Here is a 19,154-nt window from a genome sequence, read left to right on the forward strand (position 1 = left end):
AGCGTATCCGGGTGAATTGTTGCCCGAATGGGACGCCAGCGCCAACGTGGCTGCTAAAATCGCCGCCTTTACAGCCGAGCCCTCCCCGCCCGTGACCAGCCCAACGCCTTCCAATCCCTCGCCCATGACCTACCGTGAGGCAGGTGTCGACATCGATGCCGGCAATGCATTGGTCGAACGTATCAAGCCGCTGGTCAAGCGCAGCTTCCGGCCGGAGGTGATGGGCGGCCTGGGTGGTTTTGGCGCCTTGTTCGACCTGTCCGGCAAGTACCGGGAGCCGGTGCTGGTGTCCGGCACCGACGGCGTCGGTACCAAGCTCAAGCTGGCGCAGCAGCTGGGACGGCACGACACCATCGGCATCGACCTGGTTGGCATGTGCGTCAACGACGTGCTGGTGCAGGGCGCCGAGCCGTTGTTCTTCCTGGATTATTTCGCCACCGGCAAGCTGGACGTGGACACCGCCGCGGCGGTGGTCGGCGGCATCGCGCGCGGCTGCGAGCTGTCCGGCTGCGCCCTGATCGGCGGCGAAACCGCCGAGATGCCCGACATGTATCCGCCGGGCGAGTACGACCTGGCCGGCTTCACCGTCGGCGCGGTGGAAAAATCGCAGCTGCTGGACGGCGCACAGGTGCGCGCGGGCGACGTGCTGATCGGCATCGCCTCGTCCGGCCCGCATTCCAATGGCTACTCGCTGATCCGCAAGATCTACGAACGTGCCGGCTCACCGGCCGAGCTGGTGCTGGACGACGGCGTCAAGCTGATCGATGCGCTGATGGCGCCCACCGCGCTGTACGTCAAGCCGATCCTGGCGCTGCTCAAGTCGCATGGCGACAGCATCCACGCCATGGCGCACATCACCGGCGGCGGGCTGACCGAAAACATCATTCGGGTAATCCCCGACGGCCTGGGCCTGGACATCGACGCCAAGGCCTGGACGCTGCCGCCGGTGTTCGCCTGGCTGCAGCGCGAAGGCGCGGTGGCCGATGCCGAAATGTGGCGCACCTTCAACTGCGGCATCGGCTTCGTGCTGATCGCCGCCCCCGAGCAGGCTGCCGCGCTGGAACAGGCGCTGGATGCGCAGTCGCTGGCGCATTGGCGCATCGGCCAGGTGGTCCCGGCGCAAGGCGACGAGCGCGTGCGGATCGGTTGATCGAGGAGAGCTGCATGGACGCTTCCCCGCGCGCACTGCCGGCATCGGCCAGCGCTGACGACCTCCAGCACCTGAAACTGCTGTCGGTCTTTCACTATGTGCTGGCCGCGATCACTGCGCTGTTTTCGCTTTTCCCGTTGATCCATCTGTTCATGGGCATTGCAATCATCACCGGGCACCTGCCCATGACAAATGCCAATGCGGACGCACCATCGATGGATCCGCGATTGTTCGGCTGGTTCTTCGTGGTGTTCGCGGCTGTGTTCATTGGCTGCGGCCTGACGCTGGCGGCGTTCATGGCCTACGCGGGCCGCTGCATTGCCCAGCGCAGACGGCATCTGCTGTGCCTGATCGTGGCCGGCATTTCCTGCTCCTTCATGCCGTTCGGTACCGTCGTCGGCGTGTTTACGCTGGTGGTGCTGCTGCGCCCGCAGGTCAAGGCCTTGTTCGCGCCGACCGCCACCCCCGCGTGACGCGCACTGCCCCATGACTTCAGCGAATCCAGCCCCATGAGCCTGCGTCTGGCCGTCCTGGCCTCCGGCCGTGGCAGCAACCTGCAGGCCATTCTCGATGCCATCGGCAGCGGCCGGCTGCCGGCCGAGGTCGTCGGCGTGTTTTCCGATCGCCCGCAGGCGCCGGCACTGCACAAGGTCGATGAGGCATTGCGCTGGAGCGCCAGCCCGCGCGACTTCGCCGACCGCGCGGCCTTCGACGCTGCGCTGGGCGATGCAATCGCCGCCGCGCAGCCGGACTGGGTGATCTGCGCCGGCTACATGCGCATCCTCGGCGAGCCGCTGGTGCGTCGCTTTGCCGGGCGCATGCTCAACATCCACCCCTCGCTGCTACCCAAATACCGCGGCCTGCATACCCATGCCCGCGCACTGGAAGCAGGCGATACCGAACATGGCGCCAGCGTGCACCTGGTGGTGCCGGAGCTGGATGCCGGCACGGTGATCGCGCAGGCGCACGTGCCGGTGCTGCCCGACGACAGCGCCGAGCAGCTGGCCGCGCGCGTGCTGGCGCGCGAACACCCGCTGCTGCTGGCCACGCTGGACCTGCTCGCCAGTGGGCGCGTGGAGGTGCGTGGCGATGGCGTCCATATCGACGGTCAGTGCCTGTTTACGCCACTGCGACTAGAGTCCGCTGACACCGCCTTCGCCTGAATGCGGATACGCCCTCCTCATCCTGTCTCGGACATCCTGGCGGCCCCGTGCCTCCCTCCCAGCGCATGAAACTCCTCCCGATCGCGACCGCGCTGTTGACCACCGCCCTGCTCGCCCCGGCCGGTGCCGGCCGTGCGCAACAGGCGCCTGCCGTGCCTGCGCCAGCAGCCCCTGCTCCAGCTGCGGCGCCGCCAGCGGCACCGGCCTCTGCAGCGGCCCTGCCTGCCAGCACCTGGACGCCACCGCCACTGCAACCCTTCGTGGCCACCTACCAGGCGTTCTACCGTGGCAAGGAAGCCGGCGATGCCACCATGCAGGTCAGCAACGGCGAAGGCAGCCAGTGGCGTATCGACATGTCGGTGCGCGGCCGCAAGGGCTTTGCCAGCATTCTGGGACTCAATCTGGAACAGAGCACGGTGTTCCGTGTCGATGGCGACACCTATGTACCGTTGAGCCAGAGCACGGTGCGCAAGGCGATGTTCTTCGGCAAGAAGGTCACCGGCGTCTACAACTGGCAGACCGCCAGCGCGCAGTGGGACGGGGATCTGAAGAAGGAGCGCCAGCAGGCGATTCCCCTGCAGCGCGGCGACCAGAGCGCGCTGTCGCTGAACCTGTCGCTGATGCGCGACGCGCAACCCGGACGCAGCCTGAGCTATCGCTACGTCGATGTCGGCCGGGTGCGCAAGTACGACTACAAGGTCGCCGATGCCACCGAAGTGGTACAGGTCGGCGACCTGAGCTACGACGCGTTGCGCGTGTACCGCGTCAACAGCGGCGACAACGAAACCATCCTCTGGATCGCCAACGGCGTTCCCACGCCGGTGCGCATCCTGCAACGTGACAAAGGTGAGGATCAGGTCGATCTACGCCTGGTCGAATATCAAGGAGCCTGACCCATGCACACTGTTTCCCGCACCTGTTCGCTGATTGCCGCTGCCGCACTGGCCGTGGCCAGCCTGCCCGCGTTCGCCATGCAGCCGTTCCAGGCCGATTATTCGGCCAACTACATGGGCATGCAGGCCAACGGCACCATGACCCTGGCCGCCGCCGGCGCCAATCAGTGGCGCTATACGCTCACCATCCAGAACCAGCTGGCCAACCTGACCCAGAGCACGGTGTTCGAAGAGAGCAACGGCCAACTGCGTCCGGTCAGCAGCAACGACACCTCGTCGATGATGGTCAAGCGCCGCAACGTCACCGCCAACTACGACTGGAAAACCAGCCAGGCGACCTGGGGCGGCGACATCAAGCCGGACCGTCGTGGCCCGGTGAAGTTGCAGCCCGGCGACATGGATGCGCTGCTGATCAACCTGGCGATCACCCGCGACCTGGCCGCCGGCAAGCCGCTGAACTACCGCATGGTCGACGAAGGCCGCATCAAGCCGATGAGCTACAAGGTGGTCGGCAAGGAAACCATCACCGTCAACGGCAAGCAGGAACAGGCGACCAAGGTGTCGCGCGTGGATGGCGACAAGGAATTGATCGCGTGGGTGGTCAAGGACCTGCCGGTGCCGGCGCGCCTGCTGCAGAAGGAAAAAGGCCAGGACGCACTGGATCTGACCATCAAGGGCCTGCGCTAAGCGCCAGGCGCGCCTGGTAGGAGCGTGCCTGCGCGCGACGGGGGCGTTATCGGTAACGCCCCGTCGCGCGCGGGCACGCTCCTACCAGGGCATGAGAACCTGCTCGACAGGCATCCTGCCTCCGACAGCGATGAAGAGCCCGGCTGCGAGCCGGGCTTCCTCCTTCCGATCGGCGTGCGGCGGACGCTGCGCAGCACGCAGAAACGCTCGACTTTCAGGGCTTGGCCGCCGCCTTGTCGTCGCCGCTGGAGAACACCGTGCGGCAGTCCACGCGGATCTGCTCGCCGGTGCTGCGCCAGTAGAACAGGTCGCAATGGCGCTTGCCTTCGACGGTCTTCCTGACCGCCACCGCATAGAACGACTGCGCGATCTCGTCGCGGCTGGCGGTGCCATCGTTGTTCCAGTCCATGTCCTTGAACTCGACGCCCTGAGTGATTGCCATGCCCACCGACCAGGCATAGGCCAGCCATGCCAGGATCAGCACGATCACGCCGAGCAGGATCTTGCGCCGGGTGGTGAAGCGCCCGCGCAGGATCATGCGATGCGCCGGATGGTCGCGCCCAGCGCCCCCAGCTTCTCCTCGATGTTTTCGTAGCCACGGTCCAGGTGGTAGATGCGATCGATGGTGGTGTCGCCGTCGGCCACCAGGCCGGCCAGGATCAACGATGCCGACGCGCGCAGGTCGGTCGCCATCACCGGCGCGCCGCTGAGGCGCTCGGTGCCGCGCACGATCGCGGTATGGCCTTCGACCTGGATGTCCGCACCCAGGCGCAGCAGTTCGTTGACGTGCATGAAGCGGTTTTCGAAGATGGTTTCGTTGATCACGCCCACCCCGTCGGCCACGCAGTTGAGCGCCATGAATTGCGCCTGCATGTCGGTGGGGAACGCCGGGTACGGCGCGGTGGTCAGATTGACCGCACGCGGGCGCTTGCCGTGCATGTCCAGCGTGATGCTGTCGGCAGTGGTGGTGATGCTGGCACCGGCTTCGGTGAGCTTGTCCAGCACCGCGTCCAGGGTGTCCGGACGGGCGCGGCGTACGGTGACGCTGCCGCCGGTCATCGCTGCGGCAACCAGGAAGGTGCCGGTCTCGATGCGATCCGGCAGCACCGCATGGTGCCCGCCGCCCAGACGCTCCACGCCCTGCACCACGATGCGCGGCGTGCCGGCACCTTCGATCTGCGCACCGAGTGCGATCAGGCAGTCGGCCAGGTCGGTGACTTCCGGCTCCATCGCCGCGTTTTCCAGCACGGTGGTGCCTTCGGCCAGCACGGCAGCCATCAGCACGTTCTCGGTACCGGTGACACTGACCATGTCGAACACGTAGCGGCCACCCTTCAGCCGCCCGTTGCTGGTGGCCTTGATGTAGCCGTTCTCCACGCTGATCTCCGCACCCAGCGCCTGCAGGCCCTTGATGTGCTGGTCGACCGGGCGCGAGCCGATCGCGCAGCCGCCGGGCAGCGACACTTCGGCGGTGCCGTAGCGCGCCAGCAGCGGGCCGAGCACCAGGATCGAAGCGCGCATGGTCTTGACCAACTCATACGGCGCGACCTGGTGGGTGACCGAGCGCGGGTCGACCAGGATCGAGCGGCCCTTGGCCAGCGTGCCTTCGTCGATGGTGACCTCGGCGCCCAGTTCGCTGAGCAGTTTCACCGTGGTGATCACATCGTGCAGATGCGGCACGTTGCTGATCTCCACCGGCGCATCGGCCAGCAGGGTCGCACACAGGATCGGCAGCACCGCGTTCTTGGCGCCGGAAATATTGACCTCACCGTGCAGCGCTTGGCCGCCGGTCACTATGATTTTTGCCATGGGAGCTTGGGGAATCCGAAAAGGGATGTCGGGGGAATCAGAAGCGTCGCCAGGAGCCGGCCGGGCCGCTGGCAGTCGGGGCGCAGGCGCAGCCCGACCGGCCAGGACCCGGCTGACGCTCAGCCTTCGTCGGGCGTCAGCGTCTTGAGCTGCAGCGCGTGGATCGCGCCGCCCATCAGTTCGCCCAGGGTCGCGTAGACCATGCGATGGCGCGCCAACGGGGCCTTGCCGGCGAATGCGGGGCTGATCACGGTCGCCTCGAAGTGCACGCCGTCGTCGCCGTGCACGTCGACGCGGGCTTCGGGCAAGCCGGATTCGATGAGTTTACGGATGGTTTCGGCGTCCAAAGGGCGTTTCCTCATAAAATGAGCGCACATTCTACTCTTCACCCGAGTCCCGCATGGCCGTCTCGCACCTGCCCTCCGCCACCGTCAGCGACGCCAGCCTGGTCGCCAGCGGCCAGCGCGTGCTCGAGATCGAGCGCGAGGCGTTGGCCAGCGTGGGCGCGCGGATCGGCAGCGACTTCGCCGCGGCCTGCCGGCTGGTGCTGGCCTCGCGCGGGCGCGTGGTGGCCACCGGCATGGGCAAGTCCGGGCATATCGCGCGCAAGATCGCCGCCACCCTGGCCTCCACCGGCACGCCGGCGTTCTTCGTGCATCCGGGCGAGGCCGGGCACGGCGACCTGGGCATGATCACCGAGGCCGACATCGTGCTGGCGCTGTCCTATTCCGGCGAATCGGACGAGGTGCGCATGCTGCTGCCGGTGCTCAAGCGCCAGGGCAACCCGATCATCGCCATGACCGGGCGCCCGCGCTCCTCGCTGGCCCAGGCCGCCGACGTGCACCTGGACGTGAGCGTGTCGGCCGAAGCCTGCCCGCTGCATCTGGCACCCACCTCCAGCACCACCGCCTCGCTGGCGATGGGCGACGCGCTGGCCGTGGCGCTGCTGGACGCGCGCGGTTTCACCGCCGACGATTTTGCGCGCTCGCACCCGGCCGGCAGCCTGGGCCGGCGCCTGCTGCTGCACATCACCGACGTGATGCACAGCGGCGATGACCTGCCGCGCGTGCGCGAGGACGCCAGCCTGAGCGAGGCGCTGATGGAAATGAGCCGCAAGCGGCTGGGCATGACTGCCGTTGTGGACGCGGACGGGCGCCTGATCGGCCTTTTCACCGACGGCGACCTGCGCCGTGCGCTGGACAGCGACATCGACGTGCGCAGCGCCGGCATTGCCCAGGTGATGACGCGCAATCCGCGCACCATCGGCGCCGACCAGCTGGCCGCCGAAGCCGCACGGCTGATGGAGGATTACAAGATCAACGGTTTGATCGTGGTCGACGCGCAGCAGCGCGCGGTGGGCGCATTGAACATTCACGACCTGTTGCGCGCAAAAGTGGTTTAACAGGTTCAGTTTTCTACCGTTGGAACCCCGTTCTCACCGATTCGTGCCGATGCCCTATTCCCCTCTGCAACACCTGCCCGTCGACATCACCGACCGCGCCGCGCGTATCCGCCTGGCCTGTTTCGACGTCGACGGCACCCTGACCGACGGCCGTCTTTATTACGACCATGCCGGTAACGAGAGCAAGTCGTTCAATGTGCTCGACGGCCAGGGGCTCAAGCAGCTCGACCATGCCGGCATCCATGTCGCGCTGATCACTGCGCGCGCCAGCCTGTCGGCCGAAAAGCGCGGCCAGGATCTGGGCCTGCATGTGCAGATCGGGGTCAAGAACAAGCGCCTGGCAGTGCTGGCCCTGTGCCAGGAGCATGGCCTGTCGCTGGACCAGGTGTTGTTCATGGGCGACGACCTGCCGGACCTGCCGGCCCTGCTGGCGGTCGGCCTGCCGGTGGCACCGGCCAATGCGCACCCGTGGATCGCCGAGCGCGTGCAGTGGCATACCCGGGCACGTGGCGGCGAAGGCGCCGCGCGCGAGGTCTGCGATGTGGTGCTGGCCGCGCAGGGCCAGGTCGAGGGCATCATCGAAAGGTTCTCCGCATGAGCTGGAACTGGCGCACCACCCTGGGCGTGGCGCTGTTCGCCGCCGCGGTGATTTCCGGCTGGTCGGCGTGGCAGCAGCGCGCGCGGCCGGTCGCCGCGGCGACAGACGATGTGCGCGCCGACTACGTGCTGCGCGACTTCGAACTGATTGCGCTGGACAAGGAAACCGGCAAGGAATCGATGACGCTGCGCGCGCCGGAGATGCATCGCAACCGCGCCGATCGCACTTCCGAGGTCACCACCCCGGTGTTCCTGCTGCCGGACAACACCAATCAACCGTGGACGCTGCGCTCCAAGACCGGCTGGATCAGCCCCACGGGCGACGAGCTGCGCCTGCGCGGCGATGTCGAGGGCGACAGCCCCACCGGCGGCGCGACCCCGCCGACCACCTTCCGCACCCAGAGCCTGGACGTGTTCCCGAAGCAGAACCTCGCCAAGACCGCGGCCCCGGTGAGCATGAGCCGGCCGGGTATCATGCAGAGCGGGGTCGGCTTCGAGGCCGATCTCAAATCACGCCAGTACAAGCTCCTTTCCCAGGTCAAGACCCGCTATGAACCGAATGCTGCCCGCTAAACTGGCGTTTGCCGCGCTGCTGCTGCCCGCCCTTGCGATGGCCAAGACCAGCGACCGCAATCAGCCGATGGCGATCGACTCCAATGCCAACGATTGCAACATGCTCGACGACAGCGGCAAGTGCCGCTTCAGCGGCAATGTGGTGATCACCCAGGGCACACTGGAAATCCACGCCGACACCGCCGACATCTTCCAGAAGAACGGCCAGACCGACCGCGTCGTGCTGACCGGCAAGCAGGCCACGCTGAAGCAGCAGATGGACGATGGCGCGATGATGAACGGCCAGGCCGACAACATCGAGTACCAGGTCGCCAACGAAGTCATCGTGCTGACCGGCAATTACAAGGTCGACTCGCCCAAGGGCACCAACGCCGGCCAGCGCATGGTCTACAACACCAAGACCGGCAATATGCAGAGCGGCGGCGACGGCAGCCGCGTGCGTACGATCATCCAGCCCAAGACCGCAGCGCCGGCGGCAGCAACGCCTGCGGCGACGCCGGCCGCCAAGCCCGCGGCCAAGCCGCAGGGGAAGAAGTAATGCTGGTCGCCACCGGTCTGCGCAAGAAGTACAAGCAACGCGAAGTGGTCAAGGAATTCGGTCTCACGCTCGAGGCCGGCGAGGTGGTCGGCCTGCTCGGCCCCAACGGCGCCGGCAAGACCACCTGCTTCTACATGATCGTCGGCCTGGTCGAGGCCGATGCCGGGCGTATCGAGCTGGACGGCCGCGACCTCACCGCCGAACCGATGTACGCCCGCGCCAAGCTCGGTGTCGGCTATCTGCCGCAGGAGCCCTCGATCTTCCGCAAGCTCACCGTGGCCGACAACATCCGCCTGGTGCTGGAGCTGCGCGAAGAGCTGGATGGCGCCGGCCGCGAGAAGGAGCTGGTCTCGCTGTTGGAAGAGCTGCAGATCACCCATGTGGCCGACCAGCTCGGCGCCAGCCTGTCCGGCGGCGAGCGGCGGCGTTGCGAGATCGCGCGGGCGCTGGCGGCCAAGCCGCGCATGATGCTGCTCGACGAACCCTTTGCCGGCGTCGATCCGATTTCGGTCGGCGAGATCCAGCGCATCATCATCCACCTCAAGGAACGCGGCATCGGCGTACTGATCACCGATCACAACGTGCGCGAAACCTTGGGAATCTGCGACCGCGCGTATATTCTCGCCGAGGGGGGCGTGCTGGCGCAGGGGGCACCAGATGCGCTGCTAGCCAATCCCGACGTCCGTCGCGTGTATCTGGGGGAAACTTTCCGCCTTTGAGCGCGTCGCCGCGCCATCGATTCTTCCAGTCAGTGCCCGCATGAAAGCCCGGCTTCAGACATCGCTAGGACAGCAGTTGGTCATGACGCCGCAGTTGCGTCAGGCGATCAAGCTATTGCAGATGTCCACCACCGAGCTGGAACTGGAAATCGCCGAAGCGGTGGAGACCAATCCGCTGCTGGAATGGGCCGACGAGGCCGCGCATGCGGCCAACGAGCTGCCGGTGGACGCGTCGTCGGCCGCCTCCACCGACGACACCCCGCGTGAAGAACCGGCACCGGCCGAGCGCGATGACGACTGGTCGCAGGACGAACTGCAGTGGACCGGGTCGGGCAGCGGCGGCAGCTTCGACGACGACGAGTCCGGCGATGCGGCCGAGCGCGTGGCCGAATCCGAAACCCTGGCCGACCACCTGCTGTGGCAACTGCACCTGTCGCCGCTGTCGCCGCGCGACCGCCAGATCGGCGCGCTGCTGATCGATGCGCTGGATGAGGACGGCTACCTGCGCGAGCCGCTGTCGGCGATTCTGGAAACGCTGGCGCTCGGTGCGGCGGTGGACGAGGCCGAAGTGCTGACCGTGCTGCACCAGATCCAGCGCTTCGACCCGGTCGGCGTGGGTGCGCGCACGCTGGGCGAATGCCTGGCACTGCAGCTGGCGGTGCTCGACCCGGCCACTCCGGGGCGCGAGCTGGCGCTGCAGATCGTCGCCGGCCCGCTGGAGCGCCTGCCGCGCAGCGGCGTGGCCGGCCTGGCGCACGAACTCAAGCGCTCCACCGCCGATGTCGAGCAGGCGGTCCAGCTGGTGCGCTCGCTGGACCCGCGCCCGGGCAAGCAGATCGGCGACCTGTCGCAGGACACCTACGTGGTACCGGACTGCGTGATCTGGCGCCAGCGTGGCGTGTGGCGGGCCTCGCTGGCCGGCCGCGCGCAGCCCAAGGTCACCATCCACCGCGGCTACGAGAACCTGATCCGCAGTTGCGGCGAGTCCGACGCCGGCTACCTGCGCGGCCAGCTGCAGGAGGCGCGCTGGCTGCTCAAGAGCCTGGAGGCGCGCGGCGAGACCCTGCTGCGGGTGGTGCGCTGCCTGTTGCAGCACCAGGCCGGGTTCCTGGAATTCGGCGCGCAGGCCCTGCGCCCGCTGACCCTGCGCGAGATCGCCGGCGAGCTCGGCCTGCACGAATCCACCATTTCCCGCGCGATCGCGCGCAAATACGTACGCACCCCGCGCGGCACCATCGCGCTGCGCTCGTTCTTCGCCTCCGGCATCGACACCGACAGCGGCGGCGAGGCTTCCAGCACCGCCATCCAGGCCATGATCCGGCGCCTGATCGAGGCGGAAAACCCGCGCAAACCGCTGTCCGACGCCAAGTTGGCCGATCTGCTGAAAACTTCCGGCGTACCAGTGGCGCGGCGCACCGTTGCGAAGTATCGTGAGGCCATGAACATTTCCGCCTCCCACGAACGCGTCCGTATCGCCTGACGTTGCACCCACCGCAACGCCGGCCTGCGCCGGGTAAGTCGGAGCACCGGAAAGGTTCATTGGCCCACCGACCAATGGAGGTATCCGATGCGTATCGAGACGTATGGCCACCAGCTTGAAGTGACCCCCGCGCTGCGGGAGTACGTGGCAAGCAAGCTGCAGCGACTGCAGCGCCATTTCGACCAGCACTGTGAAGTCCGAACCCAGCTGGCCGTTCGCAAGCCAGACCATCACGTGGTCGCCACCGTCAACCTCCCCGGTCGCACCCTGCATGCAGATGCCAGCGGCTCCAGCATGTATGCGGCCATCGACCTGCTGGTCGACAAGCTCGACCGCCTGGTGCTCAAGCACAAGGAAAAGAAATGTAACCACCATGCACGCGAGGTGCGCGACAATCCCGCATGACGCTTCCCGCTTGATGCCCTCATGCCTTTAACCGATCTGATGGCGGCCGTGCGCACCGTGGTGTCGCCGGCCGCCGATCGCGACACCGTCCTGCATGCCGCCGCCGACCTGCTGTCCTGCCGCCAGGCTGGTGCCGACGAGCTCTACGCCAACCTGTGCGAACGCGAGGCCCTGGGCAGCACCGCCATCGGCCACGGTATTGCCATTCCGCACGGGCGCTGCCCCAACCTCACCGAGCCGCGTGGCGCATTGCTGCGCTTGGACACCCCGGTGGCCTTCGGTGGTGACGAGCCGGTGGACCTGATCTTTGCAATGGCGGTGCCTGCGCACTACACCCACCAGCATCTGATGCTGCTGTCGGAACTGGCCGAGCGCTTTTCCGACGCGGACTTCCGTCAGCAGTTGCGCGCCGCCCCCAATGCCGACGCCTTGATGGCGCTGCTCACCGACGCACCGCCAGCACAGGCCAGCGCCGCATGAATACCAGCATCACCGCACGCGAACTGTTCGACCAGCAACGCGACAAGCTGGCGCTGCGCTGGGTGGCGGGCCAGAAAGGCGAGCACCGCGAGATCGAGGCCGGCAGCAACAACGCACGCCGCCCGTCGCTGGCCGGCTATCTCAATGTGATCTATCCCAACAAGGTGCAGATCCTGGGCACCGAAGAGCTGGCCTGGCTGGACTCGCTGGATGCGCGGCAACGCTGGGAAACCATCGAGAAGATCATCCAGGTGCAGCCGCTGGCACTGGCGATCAGCAAGAACCAGTCCTGCCCGGAAGACCTGCGCGCGGCCGCCGACGAATCCAACACGCCGCTGTGGATCTCGCCCAAGCGCGGCCACGAGTTGCTCAATCACCTCTCCTACCACCTGGCGCGCACGCTGGCGCCGCGGGTCACGCTGCATGGCGTGTTCATGGAGATCTATTCGATCGGCGTGCTGATCACCGGCGAGGCCGGTTCGGGCAAGAGCGAGCTGGCGCTGGAACTGCTCAGCCGCGGTCACCGGCTGGTGGCCGACGACGCGCCCGAGTTCACCCAGATCGCCCCCGACGTACTCGACGGCACCTGCCCGGAACTGCTGCAGGACCTGCTGGAAGTGCGCGGCCTGGGCGTATTGAACGTGCGCGACATGTTCGGCGACACCGCGGTGAAGAAGAACAAGTACCTGCGCCTGATCGTGCACCTGACCCGCCCGATGACCGAGCCCACCCCGTCCGGCTACGAACGCCTGACCGGCGATTCCGGCAGCCGGCACGTGCTGGATCTGGACGTGCCGCTGATCACCCTGCCGGTGATGCCCGGGCGCAATCTGGCGGTGCTGACCGAAGCGGCCACGCGCCTGCATATCCTGCGCACCAAGGGCATCGACCCGGCGGCGATGTTCATCGCCCGCCACAGCAACCTGCTGGAGCGACGCACGCCATGAGTACCGCGCCCTCCACGTTGATGATCGTGAGCGGGCTGTCCGGCTCGGGCAAATCGGTCGCGTTGAAGACCTTCGAGGATCTGGACTACTACTGTTCGGACAACCTGCCGGTGGAGCTGCTGCCGGATTTCGTGCGCAGCCGCCTGCGCGGCAATCCGCTCGGCGACCAGCGCCTGGCGGTGGGCATCGATGTACGCAGCCGCAGCGACCTGACCCAGCTGGCGCAATGGCGCCAGGCCGCGCAGGAATACGGCATCGAGGCGCGGCTGCTGTTTTTCGAGGCCGGCGACGAGGCGCTGATCAAGCGCTACGCCGATACCCGCCGCCGCCACCCGCTCAGCCATCTCGGCCTGGCCTTGCCGGAAGCGATCACCCGCGAGCGGCAGTTGACCGAACCGCTGCGCACGCAGGCCGATGCCATCATCGACACCAGCGCGCTCAATGTGCACCAGCTGCGTCGCCGCGTGGTCACCGAGTTCGCGCTCGGCAGCAGCGACCGGCTGTCGCTGCTGTTCGAATCGTTCGCCTACAAACGCGGCGTGCCGGCCGAGGCCGACTTCGTGTTCGATGCGCGCGTCCTGCCCAATCCGCACTGGGACCCGGAACTGCGCCCGCTGACCGGCCGCGATGCCGGCGTGCGCGAGTATCTGGACAAGGAACCGGACGTGGTGCGCTACAGCGCGCAGATCGTGGACCTGCTCGATACCTGGCTGCCACGGCTGCGCAACGACACCCGCAGCTACGTGACCATCGCCTTCGGCTGCACCGGCGGCAAGCACCGCTCGGTGTATCTGGCCGAACGCATGGCGCGGCATGCGCGCGAGCAGGGCTGGCCGGAGGTGGCGACGTTTCATCGTGAGCAGGATTGAAGGGCTGGGATTGGGGAATCGGGATTGGGGAATCGTCAAAGCGGTGTCATGCGGCTTGGAATGTGCGAACGGTCGATGACAGCTGTGCTTCGAAGCTTGGCCTTGCGGGTTGGCCTCGGCATCGGGTCCCTGCCCCGCGCTTGCTGTCGAGGCTTTGATCTTGGTGGCTCATTTGGAGCTGCAGGCCGCCTTTGTCACTGCTGCTTCCTTAGTTTTGCTGCGGGCGCAGATTGTTCGGACTGGCGCAGGCATTGGGTCTGCGGGAAAAACTTTTGATCGGTGCATTCGTCTGCGCGTTCTGATCGGGGACTGCCTGGCAAGCGCGCGCTGCAGCGTTCGCTTGTGATGCGGTTCGCATCGGCAGACTGCGGGCGTCGCGATCATTGCCATGCGGGCAGCGGCGCGCTTGCTGCATGCGCTGCACGCGACACGCTGCCGCGGTCCTAAACGGCTATTCATTTCGCAACACATCGGTGCCGGCAGACGCTATCGCGCGGTCATGCCGACCTGTTAACGTTTCGGCATGGCCTGTGGCATTCTCCTCATTACTCATCCCGGCATCGGCGCGGCGTTGTTGAACGTGGCGACGGGGCTGTTGCGGCAGTTGCCGCTGAAGACCGAAGCGTTCGATGTGCCGCTCGATGCAGACCTGGACGCCTTGTTGCCCCAGGCCTCGTCGGCGATGCGACGGGTCGACAGCGGCGACGGCGTGCTGGTCATGACCGACCTGTACGGCGCCAGCCCCAGCAATCTCGCCAGCCGGTTGGCAAAGCTCGGCACGCCGGTTCGCCGGGTGTCCGCGCTCAGCCTGCCGATGCTGCTGCGGGTGATGAACTACCCCGAACAAGGATTGCAGGAGCTGCCCGCCACCGCGGCGGCAGGCACCCGCAACGGAGCGATCATCGACGATGCTTGAACGCGAACTCATAGTTTCCAACCGACTCGGACTGCATGCGCGGGCAACTGCCAAGCTGGTGCAGACGCTGTCGTCCTATCGCAGCAACGCCACCCTGGCGGCCAAGGGCCGCGAGGTGAATGCCAAGAGCATCATGGGCGTGATGCTGCTGGCCGCCGGCCAGGGCACCAGCGTGGTGGTGCGGCTGGATGGCGAGGACGAAGCGCAAGCGCTGCAGGCACTGGTGGACCTGTTCGAGCGTCGTTTCGACGAGGACAGCTGAGCATGCGCCGCGTCGGTGCGGGGCTGACCGACAGGGCGCGTCCGCGCCAGGGCCGCATATGAGCCTGCGTTTGCGTGGACACGCCGCCTCGCGCGGCAACGCACTCGGACGCGCGCGCGTGCGCCAGAGCCACACGCTGGAAGTGGCCGAACAACGCGTGCCCGCCAGCCAGGTGGAAACCCAGCTGCAGCGTCTGCACGTGGCGATCGAGGCGGCACGCACCGAGATGCAGCAGCTGCGCGACCGCCTGCATGGCGCGCTTGCGCGCGAGGTCGGCGAGTTCCTCGAACTGCATGCGCTGCTGCTCGACGACCCGGAGCTGCTGCAAGGCCTGGACGAGTTGATCCGCACCCACCGCTACAGCGCCGACTACGCCTTGCGCGTGCAGCGCGACCGGCTGGCGGCGGTGTTCGACGGCATGGAGGACGCCTACCTCAAGAGCCGCATGGACGACCTGGATCACGTCATCGGCCGCATCCATGCGTTCTTGCACAAGCGCGCGCCCGACCTCAAGGGCGTGGCCGGCGAGATCCTGGTCTGCGACAACGTGGCGCCGTCGGAGCTGGCGCAGCTGCAGGCGCAAGGGGTGGTCGGCATCGTCACCACCGCCGGCAGCGCGCTGTCGCACAGCGCGATCCTGGCGCGCAGCCTGCACCTGCCGCTGGTGGTGGGGGTGAGCGATGCGGTCCAGCGGATCGACGATGGCGACGTGTTGATCGTCGATGCCGGCTCCGGCCAGGTGATCGTCGATCCCAAGCCCGAGCATCTGCGCGACTACCGCGAGCGCCTGCGCGCGCTGGCCAAGGAACAGCGCGAACTCGGACGGCTGCGCTCCAAACCCACGCGCACGCGCGACAACGTCGATATCACGCTGCTGGCCAACGCTGAATCGCTGGAGGACGTGGCCAGGGCGCACGCGCTCGGCGCCAGCGGCCTTGGCCTGTATCGCACCGAATTCCTGTTCCTGCAGCGCAGCGAGTTGCCGGACGAAGAAGAACAGTTCCACACCTATCGCGACACCGTGCTGGGCATGAGCGGGCGACCGGTCACCATCCGCACCCTGGATCTGGGCGCGGACAAGGCCGACCGCACCGGCCTGACCTTGAGCGATGAGGACAACCCGGCGCTGGGCTTGCGCGGGGTGCGGTTGTCGCTGGCCCGCCCTGCGGTGGCGCAGGCGCAGTTGCGCGCGATCCTGCGCGCCTCCGGCTACGGACCAGTGCGCATCCTGGTGCCGATGGTCAGCGGCCGCGAGGAGGTCCAGTTGCTGCGCCGGCAGATCAAGAAGCTGGCCGCGCAATTGCGCGAGCAAGGCCACGAGATCGCCGAGCACATTCCGCTGGGCGCGATGATCGAAGTGCCGGCTGCGGCCCTGGCGCTGGACTGCTTTATCGACGACATCGATTTCCTGTCGATCGGTACCAACGATCTGGTGCAGTACCTGCTCGCGGTGGATCGCAACAACGAGGCATTGGGCGAGCTGTATTCGCCGTTGCATCCGGCGGTGCTGCGCCTGATCGCGCAGGTGATCGCCACCGGGCGCGCGTACGCCAAGCCGGTGGCGGTGTGCGGCGAGATCGCGGGCGACCCGCGCTTCGTGCCGATGTTGCTGGCGCTGGGGCTCACCGAATTCAGCCTGCATCCGGCCACGCTGCTGGAAGTGCGCCGTGCGGTGCGCGACATCCATCTGGGCGAGTTGCGCGTACAGGGCGACAAGCTGCTGCGCGCGCGCGACCGCAAGGGCATCGAGAAGTGGCTGGCTACCGTCGCGCAGGGCCTGGCGCGCTGAGCGATCGCGTCATCGCGCAGGCGATGTTCTAACGCGTTGCGAGCGGCACTGTATGTTTCGTCACCGTGCGCAAGCGATAATGCCGTGCTGACTCAGCAGCGCGTCTTCCATCGGGACGTGTCCACTCTTCCAGGGAGCCGCGCATGGCCGAAGCCGTCCGCCACGACAAGACCGCGCGCCAGCTGCGACTGCTGTCCGATGCGCTCGATAGCGGACGCCTGGGCCCGGTACGCCGGCTGGTCAATACGCTGGCGCCGGCGGAGATCGGCAACCTGCTGGAGTCGCTGCCGCCCGGCAAGCGCGAAGTGGTGTGGGGGCTGGTCGACCCGGAAGACGACGGCGAAGTGCTGCTGCATGTCGGCGATGAAGTACGCGAAAGCCTGCTGGCCGACATGGACACCGACGAGATCGTCGCCGCGGTCGAAGACCTCGACATCGACGATCTGGCCAATCTGGTCGAAGACCTGCCCGACACCGTCATCGACGAAGTGCTCAAGTCGATGGACCGCGAGAACCGCGAGCGGCTCGAACAGGTGCTGTCGTACCCGGAGGACACTGCCGGCCGCCTGATGAATCCGGACGTGGTGACGGTGCGCGCCGACGTCAATGTCGATGTGGTGCTGCGCTATCTGCGCCTGCGCGGCGAGCTGCCCGACCACACCGATCACCTGTATGTGGTGAGCCGGCGCCATCAGTACCTGGGCCGCGTGTCGCTGGCCGCGCTGGTCACTCATGAGGACAGCACGCCGGTCAATCGCCTGATCGACGACGAACAACCGGCGATCGATGTCGGCGATGGCTCCGACGAGGTCGCACGGCGCTTCTCGGACCACGACTGGATCTCCGCGCCGGTGGTGGACGACAACAACATCCTGCTCGGCCGCATCACCATCGACGACGTGGTCGACATCATCCGCGAACAGGCCGAACACCAGGCCATGAGCGCGGCCGGTCTGGACGAGGACGAGGACATGTTCAGCCCGGCGCGGCGCGCCTTCCGCCGCCGCCTGATCTGGCTGGGCATCAACCTGTGCACCGCGTTCATTGCATCCAGTGTGGTCAGCCGCTTCGAAGGCACGATCGAGAAGCTGGTGGCGCTGGCGGCGTTGATGCCGATCGTCGCCGGCATGGGCGGCAACGCCGGCACCCAGGTGCTGGCCCTGATGGTGCGCGGCCTGGCGCTGGGCCAGATCGGCTCTTCCAACGTGATGACCCTGCTCAAGAAGGAGCTCACCGTCGCGCTGATCAACGGCCTGGTACTGGGCGTGGGCCTGGGCCTGATCGTGCTGGCCTGGTTCCAGCAGCCGATGCTGTCGCTGGTGATCGGCACCGCGCTGACCTTGAACATGCTCACCGCCGCATTCGGCGGGGTGCTGGTCCCGGTGACGCTGAAACGCCTTGGCTTCGATCCGGCATTGGCCGGCGGGGTGATCCTGACCACGCTGACCGACGTGATGGGGTTCCTGAGCTTCCTCGGCCTGGCGACGCTGATCCTGCTGCCGTAGTCGCCGTGTCGGGCCATGACGATCAACGTTGCACCGAGCACACCGCAGCGACAATCATATGAATATTCGACAGAAATCGCCGCAATGCGACATGCCAGCACAGCTGCATGCGGCGATACTGCGGGTATGTCATCGGTCAGGGGGTGTGCGTGATCCGTCGTTGTCTTGTTCTTGCGATTCTTGCGCTGCTGCTGGCCGGCTGTTCCAGCATGGCTGAGCGCCACCACGACGGGCGCCGCGGCCATTTCGTCACCCGCACGCTGCAGCTGGAAGGACGGCTCTACCGCTATCAGGTGTTCGTGCCGACCTCCAAAGCGCCGCAACCACGCCCCATCGTGCTGTTCCTGCATGGCTCGGGCGAACGCGGCGACAACGGGCGCGATCAGGCCGAAGTGGGCGTCGGGCCTTACCTGAGCGAACACACCGCCGAGTTCCCGGCGCTGGTGGTGCTGCCGCAGGTGCCCGACGACGAGGAGTGGCTGGGCATCAATGCACGCATGGCGATCGCCGCGCTGGATGCGGCCAGCGCCGAATTCGGTGCCGACCCGCAGCGCACCTATCTCACCGGCATCTCGATGGGCGGCTATGGCGCCTGGGAAATCGGCCTGATGCAGCCGCAGCGCTTTGCCGCGATCGTGCCGATCTGCGGTGCGCTCAAGGCGCCACGCGATGAGCGTCGCACGCTATACGTCAGCCTGGTGGCCAAGGAAGCCGACCCGTACACCGCTGCGGTCACCCAGCTCAAACACGTGCCGATCTGGATGTTCCATGGCGCCAAGGACGACTCGGTGCCACCGCATGACGACCGTGCGCTGTACCGCGCCGCCAAGGGCATCGGCGCCAACGTGCGCTACAGCGAATATCCGGACGGCAACCACAACGCCTGGGATGCGACCTACGCAGACCCGGCGATGTGGGAGTGGATGTTCAGGCAACGCCTGCGCTGAGCAGGCGGCGCACCGCGCCGATG

General features: G+C 67.0%; 23 protein-coding genes and 1 pseudogene. 20 read left to right on the top strand and 4 right to left on the bottom strand.

All coding sequences use genetic code 11. The annotated features are described in order from the left end of the window. Positions 1 to 16: 16 nt before the first annotated feature. The 5 genes from purM to AC1PLS_RS14540 all read left to right on the top strand — a co-directional run bounded on the left by purM (position 17) and on the right by AC1PLS_RS14540 (position 3,893). The gene (gene purM, locus AC1PLS_RS14520) at positions 17 to 1,150 is read left to right on the top strand and encodes a phosphoribosylformylglycinamidine cyclo-ligase (protein WP_172837894.1); all 1,134 of its coding nucleotides are present in this window, start codon (positions 17 to 19) and stop codon (positions 1,148 to 1,150) included. A 14-nt stretch (positions 1,151 to 1,164) separates the two neighbouring features. After that, entirely contained in the window at positions 1,165 to 1,623 is a 459-nt protein-coding gene (locus AC1PLS_RS14525) for a hypothetical protein (protein ID WP_184433969.1), read from the top strand. Positions 1,624 to 1,659: 36 nt separating this feature from the next. Then, positions 1,660 to 2,313, top strand: coding sequence for a phosphoribosylglycinamide formyltransferase (purN, locus tag AC1PLS_RS14530; protein ID WP_104553048.1), 654 nt, complete (start codon positions 1,660 to 1,662; stop codon positions 2,311 to 2,313). Positions 2,314 to 2,378: 65 nt separating this feature from the next. Further along, positions 2,379 to 3,206, top strand: a complete 828-nt coding sequence (locus AC1PLS_RS14535) for a DUF3108 domain-containing protein (protein ID WP_047126932.1) — start codon at positions 2,379 to 2,381, stop codon at positions 3,204 to 3,206. A 3-nt stretch (positions 3,207 to 3,209) separates the two neighbouring features. Continuing rightward, positions 3,210 to 3,893: a DUF3108 domain-containing protein gene (locus AC1PLS_RS14540; protein WP_016904621.1), complete on the top strand. Its 684-nt coding sequence runs from the start codon at positions 3,210 to 3,212 to the stop codon at positions 3,891 to 3,893. Between the two features lie 214 nt (positions 3,894 to 4,107). Here the strand turns inward: AC1PLS_RS14540 and AC1PLS_RS14545 are convergent, their stop codons facing one another. The 3 genes from AC1PLS_RS14545 to AC1PLS_RS14555 form a co-directional block, all read right to left on the bottom strand. Then, on the bottom strand, positions 4,108 to 4,431 hold the full coding sequence (locus AC1PLS_RS14545; protein WP_029218783.1) for a hypothetical protein: 324 nt from the start codon (positions 4,429 to 4,431) through the stop codon (positions 4,108 to 4,110). Then, entirely contained in the window at positions 4,428 to 5,702 is a 1,275-nt protein-coding gene (gene murA / locus AC1PLS_RS14550; protein WP_184433967.1) for a UDP-N-acetylglucosamine 1-carboxyvinyltransferase, read from the bottom strand. Before murA ends, AC1PLS_RS14545 begins: the two co-directional genes overlap by 4 nt. A gap of 119 nt (positions 5,703 to 5,821) precedes the next feature. Further along, on the bottom strand, positions 5,822 to 6,049 hold the full coding sequence (locus AC1PLS_RS14555) for a BolA family protein (protein ID WP_016905061.1): 228 nt from the start codon (positions 6,047 to 6,049) through the stop codon (positions 5,822 to 5,824). 53 nt (positions 6,050 to 6,102) lie between these two features. Here AC1PLS_RS14555 and AC1PLS_RS14560 point away from each other — a divergent pair, with 53 nt between their 5' ends. The 10 genes from AC1PLS_RS14560 to rapZ all read left to right on the top strand — a co-directional run bounded on the left by AC1PLS_RS14560 (position 6,103) and on the right by rapZ (position 13,712). Next, positions 6,103 to 7,104: a KpsF/GutQ family sugar-phosphate isomerase gene (locus tag AC1PLS_RS14560; RefSeq protein ID WP_039515186.1), complete on the top strand. Its 1,002-nt coding sequence runs from the start codon at positions 6,103 to 6,105 to the stop codon at positions 7,102 to 7,104. 49 nt (positions 7,105 to 7,153) lie between these two features. After that, a complete protein-coding gene (locus tag AC1PLS_RS14565) occupies positions 7,154 to 7,702 on the top strand; it encodes a KdsC family phosphatase (protein WP_184433965.1) in 549 nt (182 codons plus the stop codon). Next, on the top strand, positions 7,699 to 8,274 hold the full coding sequence (lptC, locus tag AC1PLS_RS14570) for an LPS export ABC transporter periplasmic protein LptC (protein WP_481103805.1): 576 nt from the start codon (positions 7,699 to 7,701) through the stop codon (positions 8,272 to 8,274). Before AC1PLS_RS14565 ends, lptC begins: the two co-directional genes overlap by 4 nt. Continuing rightward, entirely contained in the window at positions 8,252 to 8,812 is a 561-nt protein-coding gene (lptA, locus tag AC1PLS_RS14575) for a lipopolysaccharide transport periplasmic protein LptA (protein ID WP_024938739.1), read from the top strand. The genes lptC and lptA overlap by 23 nt, the downstream gene beginning before the upstream one ends. Continuing rightward, the gene (gene lptB / locus AC1PLS_RS14580) at positions 8,812 to 9,531 is read left to right on the top strand and encodes an LPS export ABC transporter ATP-binding protein (protein ID WP_016904606.1); all 720 of its coding nucleotides are present in this window, start codon (positions 8,812 to 8,814) and stop codon (positions 9,529 to 9,531) included. Before lptA ends, lptB begins: the two co-directional genes overlap by 1 nt. Positions 9,532 to 9,571: 40 nt before the next feature. Then, positions 9,572 to 11,011, top strand: coding sequence for an RNA polymerase factor sigma-54 (locus AC1PLS_RS14585; RefSeq protein WP_039519777.1), 1,440 nt, complete (start codon positions 9,572 to 9,574; stop codon positions 11,009 to 11,011). A gap of 87 nt (positions 11,012 to 11,098) precedes the next feature. Beyond that, entirely contained in the window at positions 11,099 to 11,416 is a 318-nt protein-coding gene (gene hpf / locus AC1PLS_RS14590; RefSeq protein ID WP_016904608.1) for a ribosome hibernation-promoting factor, HPF/YfiA family, read from the top strand. Positions 11,417 to 11,437: 21 nt separating this feature from the next. After that, complete coding sequence (locus AC1PLS_RS14595; RefSeq protein ID WP_026064839.1) at positions 11,438 to 11,896, top strand: PTS sugar transporter subunit IIA; 459 nt, start codon at positions 11,438 to 11,440, stop codon at positions 11,894 to 11,896. Beyond that, entirely contained in the window at positions 11,893 to 12,843 is a 951-nt protein-coding gene (gene hprK, locus AC1PLS_RS14600; RefSeq protein WP_016904610.1) for an HPr(Ser) kinase/phosphatase, read from the top strand. The genes AC1PLS_RS14595 and hprK overlap by 4 nt, the downstream gene beginning before the upstream one ends. Then, positions 12,840 to 13,712, top strand: a complete 873-nt coding sequence (gene rapZ, locus AC1PLS_RS14605; protein WP_024938736.1) for an RNase adapter RapZ — start codon at positions 12,840 to 12,842, stop codon at positions 13,710 to 13,712. Before hprK ends, rapZ begins: the two co-directional genes overlap by 4 nt. A 451-nt stretch (positions 13,713 to 14,163) precedes the next feature. On the opposite strand, the pseudogene AC1PLS_RS14610 reads toward rapZ, so the two are convergent. Beyond that, positions 14,164 to 14,415 (bottom strand): annotated as a pseudogene (locus tag AC1PLS_RS14610) (GNAT family N-acetyltransferase); the annotation flags it as partial. Between AC1PLS_RS14610 and AC1PLS_RS14615 the strand changes: the two are divergent. From AC1PLS_RS14615 to AC1PLS_RS14635, 5 genes are all read left to right on the top strand, one after another. Continuing rightward, on the top strand, positions 14,305 to 14,628 hold the full coding sequence (locus AC1PLS_RS14615) for a PTS sugar transporter subunit IIA (protein ID WP_369920304.1): 324 nt from the start codon (positions 14,305 to 14,307) through the stop codon (positions 14,626 to 14,628). The pseudogene AC1PLS_RS14610 and the gene AC1PLS_RS14615 overlap by 111 nt on opposite strands. After that, positions 14,621 to 14,890 carry an HPr family phosphocarrier protein gene (locus AC1PLS_RS14620; protein WP_016904613.1) on the top strand — a complete coding sequence of 90 codons (270 nt, stop codon included), beginning with the start codon at positions 14,621 to 14,623 and terminating at the stop codon, positions 14,888 to 14,890. Before AC1PLS_RS14615 ends, AC1PLS_RS14620 begins: the two co-directional genes overlap by 8 nt. 58 nt (positions 14,891 to 14,948) lie before the next feature. Then, positions 14,949 to 16,679, top strand: coding sequence for a phosphoenolpyruvate--protein phosphotransferase (gene ptsP / locus AC1PLS_RS14625; protein ID WP_054591463.1), 1,731 nt, complete (start codon positions 14,949 to 14,951; stop codon positions 16,677 to 16,679). A 143-nt stretch (positions 16,680 to 16,822) separates the two neighbouring features. Then, positions 16,823 to 18,184, top strand: a complete 1,362-nt coding sequence (gene mgtE / locus AC1PLS_RS14630; RefSeq protein WP_024938734.1) for a magnesium transporter — start codon at positions 16,823 to 16,825, stop codon at positions 18,182 to 18,184. A 107-nt stretch (positions 18,185 to 18,291) separates the two neighbouring features. Next, positions 18,292 to 19,131, top strand: coding sequence for a carboxylesterase family protein (locus tag AC1PLS_RS14635; RefSeq protein ID WP_065032588.1), 840 nt, complete (start codon positions 18,292 to 18,294; stop codon positions 19,129 to 19,131). Positions 19,132 to 19,154: the final 23 nt, after the last annotated feature.

This window comes from Xanthomonas sp. NCPPB 3218, from assembly GCF_056725185.1.

Bases quoted from the DNA above. Each gene is read 5' to 3' on its own strand.
- AC1PLS_RS14595 (WP_026064839.1), top strand. From the start codon at position 11,438: ATGCCTTTAACCGATCTGATGGCGGCCGTGCGCACCGTGGTGTCGCCG.
- lptA (WP_024938739.1), top strand. From the start codon at position 8,252: ATGAACCGAATGCTGCCCGCTAAACTGGCGTTTGCCGCGCTGCTGCTG.
- AC1PLS_RS14540 (WP_016904621.1), top strand. From the start codon at position 3,210: ATGCACACTGTTTCCCGCACCTGTTCGCTGATTGCCGCTGCCGCACTG.
- AC1PLS_RS14635 (WP_065032588.1), top strand. From the start codon at position 18,292: ATGCGGCGATACTGCGGGTATGTCATCGGTCAGGGGGTGTGCGTGATC.
- rapZ (WP_024938736.1), top strand. From the start codon at position 12,840: ATGAGTACCGCGCCCTCCACGTTGATGATCGTGAGCGGGCTGTCCGGC.
- hprK (WP_016904610.1), top strand. From the start codon at position 11,893: ATGAATACCAGCATCACCGCACGCGAACTGTTCGACCAGCAACGCGAC.
- AC1PLS_RS14585 (WP_039519777.1), top strand. From the start codon at position 9,572: ATGAAAGCCCGGCTTCAGACATCGCTAGGACAGCAGTTGGTCATGACG.
- lptB (WP_016904606.1), top strand. From the start codon at position 8,812: ATGCTGGTCGCCACCGGTCTGCGCAAGAAGTACAAGCAACGCGAAGTG.
- AC1PLS_RS14525 (WP_184433969.1), top strand. From the start codon at position 1,165: ATGGACGCTTCCCCGCGCGCACTGCCGGCATCGGCCAGCGCTGACGAC.
- murA (WP_184433967.1), bottom strand. From the start codon at position 5,702: ATGGCAAAAATCATAGTGACCGGCGGCCAAGCGCTGCACGGTGAGGTC.
- hpf (WP_016904608.1), top strand. From the start codon at position 11,099: ATGCGTATCGAGACGTATGGCCACCAGCTTGAAGTGACCCCCGCGCTG.
- AC1PLS_RS14565 (WP_184433965.1), top strand. From the start codon at position 7,154: ATGCCCTATTCCCCTCTGCAACACCTGCCCGTCGACATCACCGACCGC.
- lptC (WP_481103805.1), top strand. From the start codon at position 7,699: ATGAGCTGGAACTGGCGCACCACCCTGGGCGTGGCGCTGTTCGCCGCC.
- AC1PLS_RS14545 (WP_029218783.1), bottom strand. From the start codon at position 4,431: ATGATCCTGCGCGGGCGCTTCACCACCCGGCGCAAGATCCTGCTCGGC.
- purN (WP_104553048.1), top strand. From the start codon at position 1,660: ATGAGCCTGCGTCTGGCCGTCCTGGCCTCCGGCCGTGGCAGCAACCTG.
- AC1PLS_RS14620 (WP_016904613.1), top strand. From the start codon at position 14,621: ATGCTTGAACGCGAACTCATAGTTTCCAACCGACTCGGACTGCATGCG.
- mgtE (WP_024938734.1), top strand. From the start codon at position 16,823: ATGGCCGAAGCCGTCCGCCACGACAAGACCGCGCGCCAGCTGCGACTG.
- ptsP (WP_054591463.1), top strand. From the start codon at position 14,949: ATGAGCCTGCGTTTGCGTGGACACGCCGCCTCGCGCGGCAACGCACTC.
- AC1PLS_RS14535 (WP_047126932.1), top strand. From the start codon at position 2,379: ATGAAACTCCTCCCGATCGCGACCGCGCTGTTGACCACCGCCCTGCTC.
- AC1PLS_RS14560 (WP_039515186.1), top strand. From the start codon at position 6,103: ATGGCCGTCTCGCACCTGCCCTCCGCCACCGTCAGCGACGCCAGCCTG.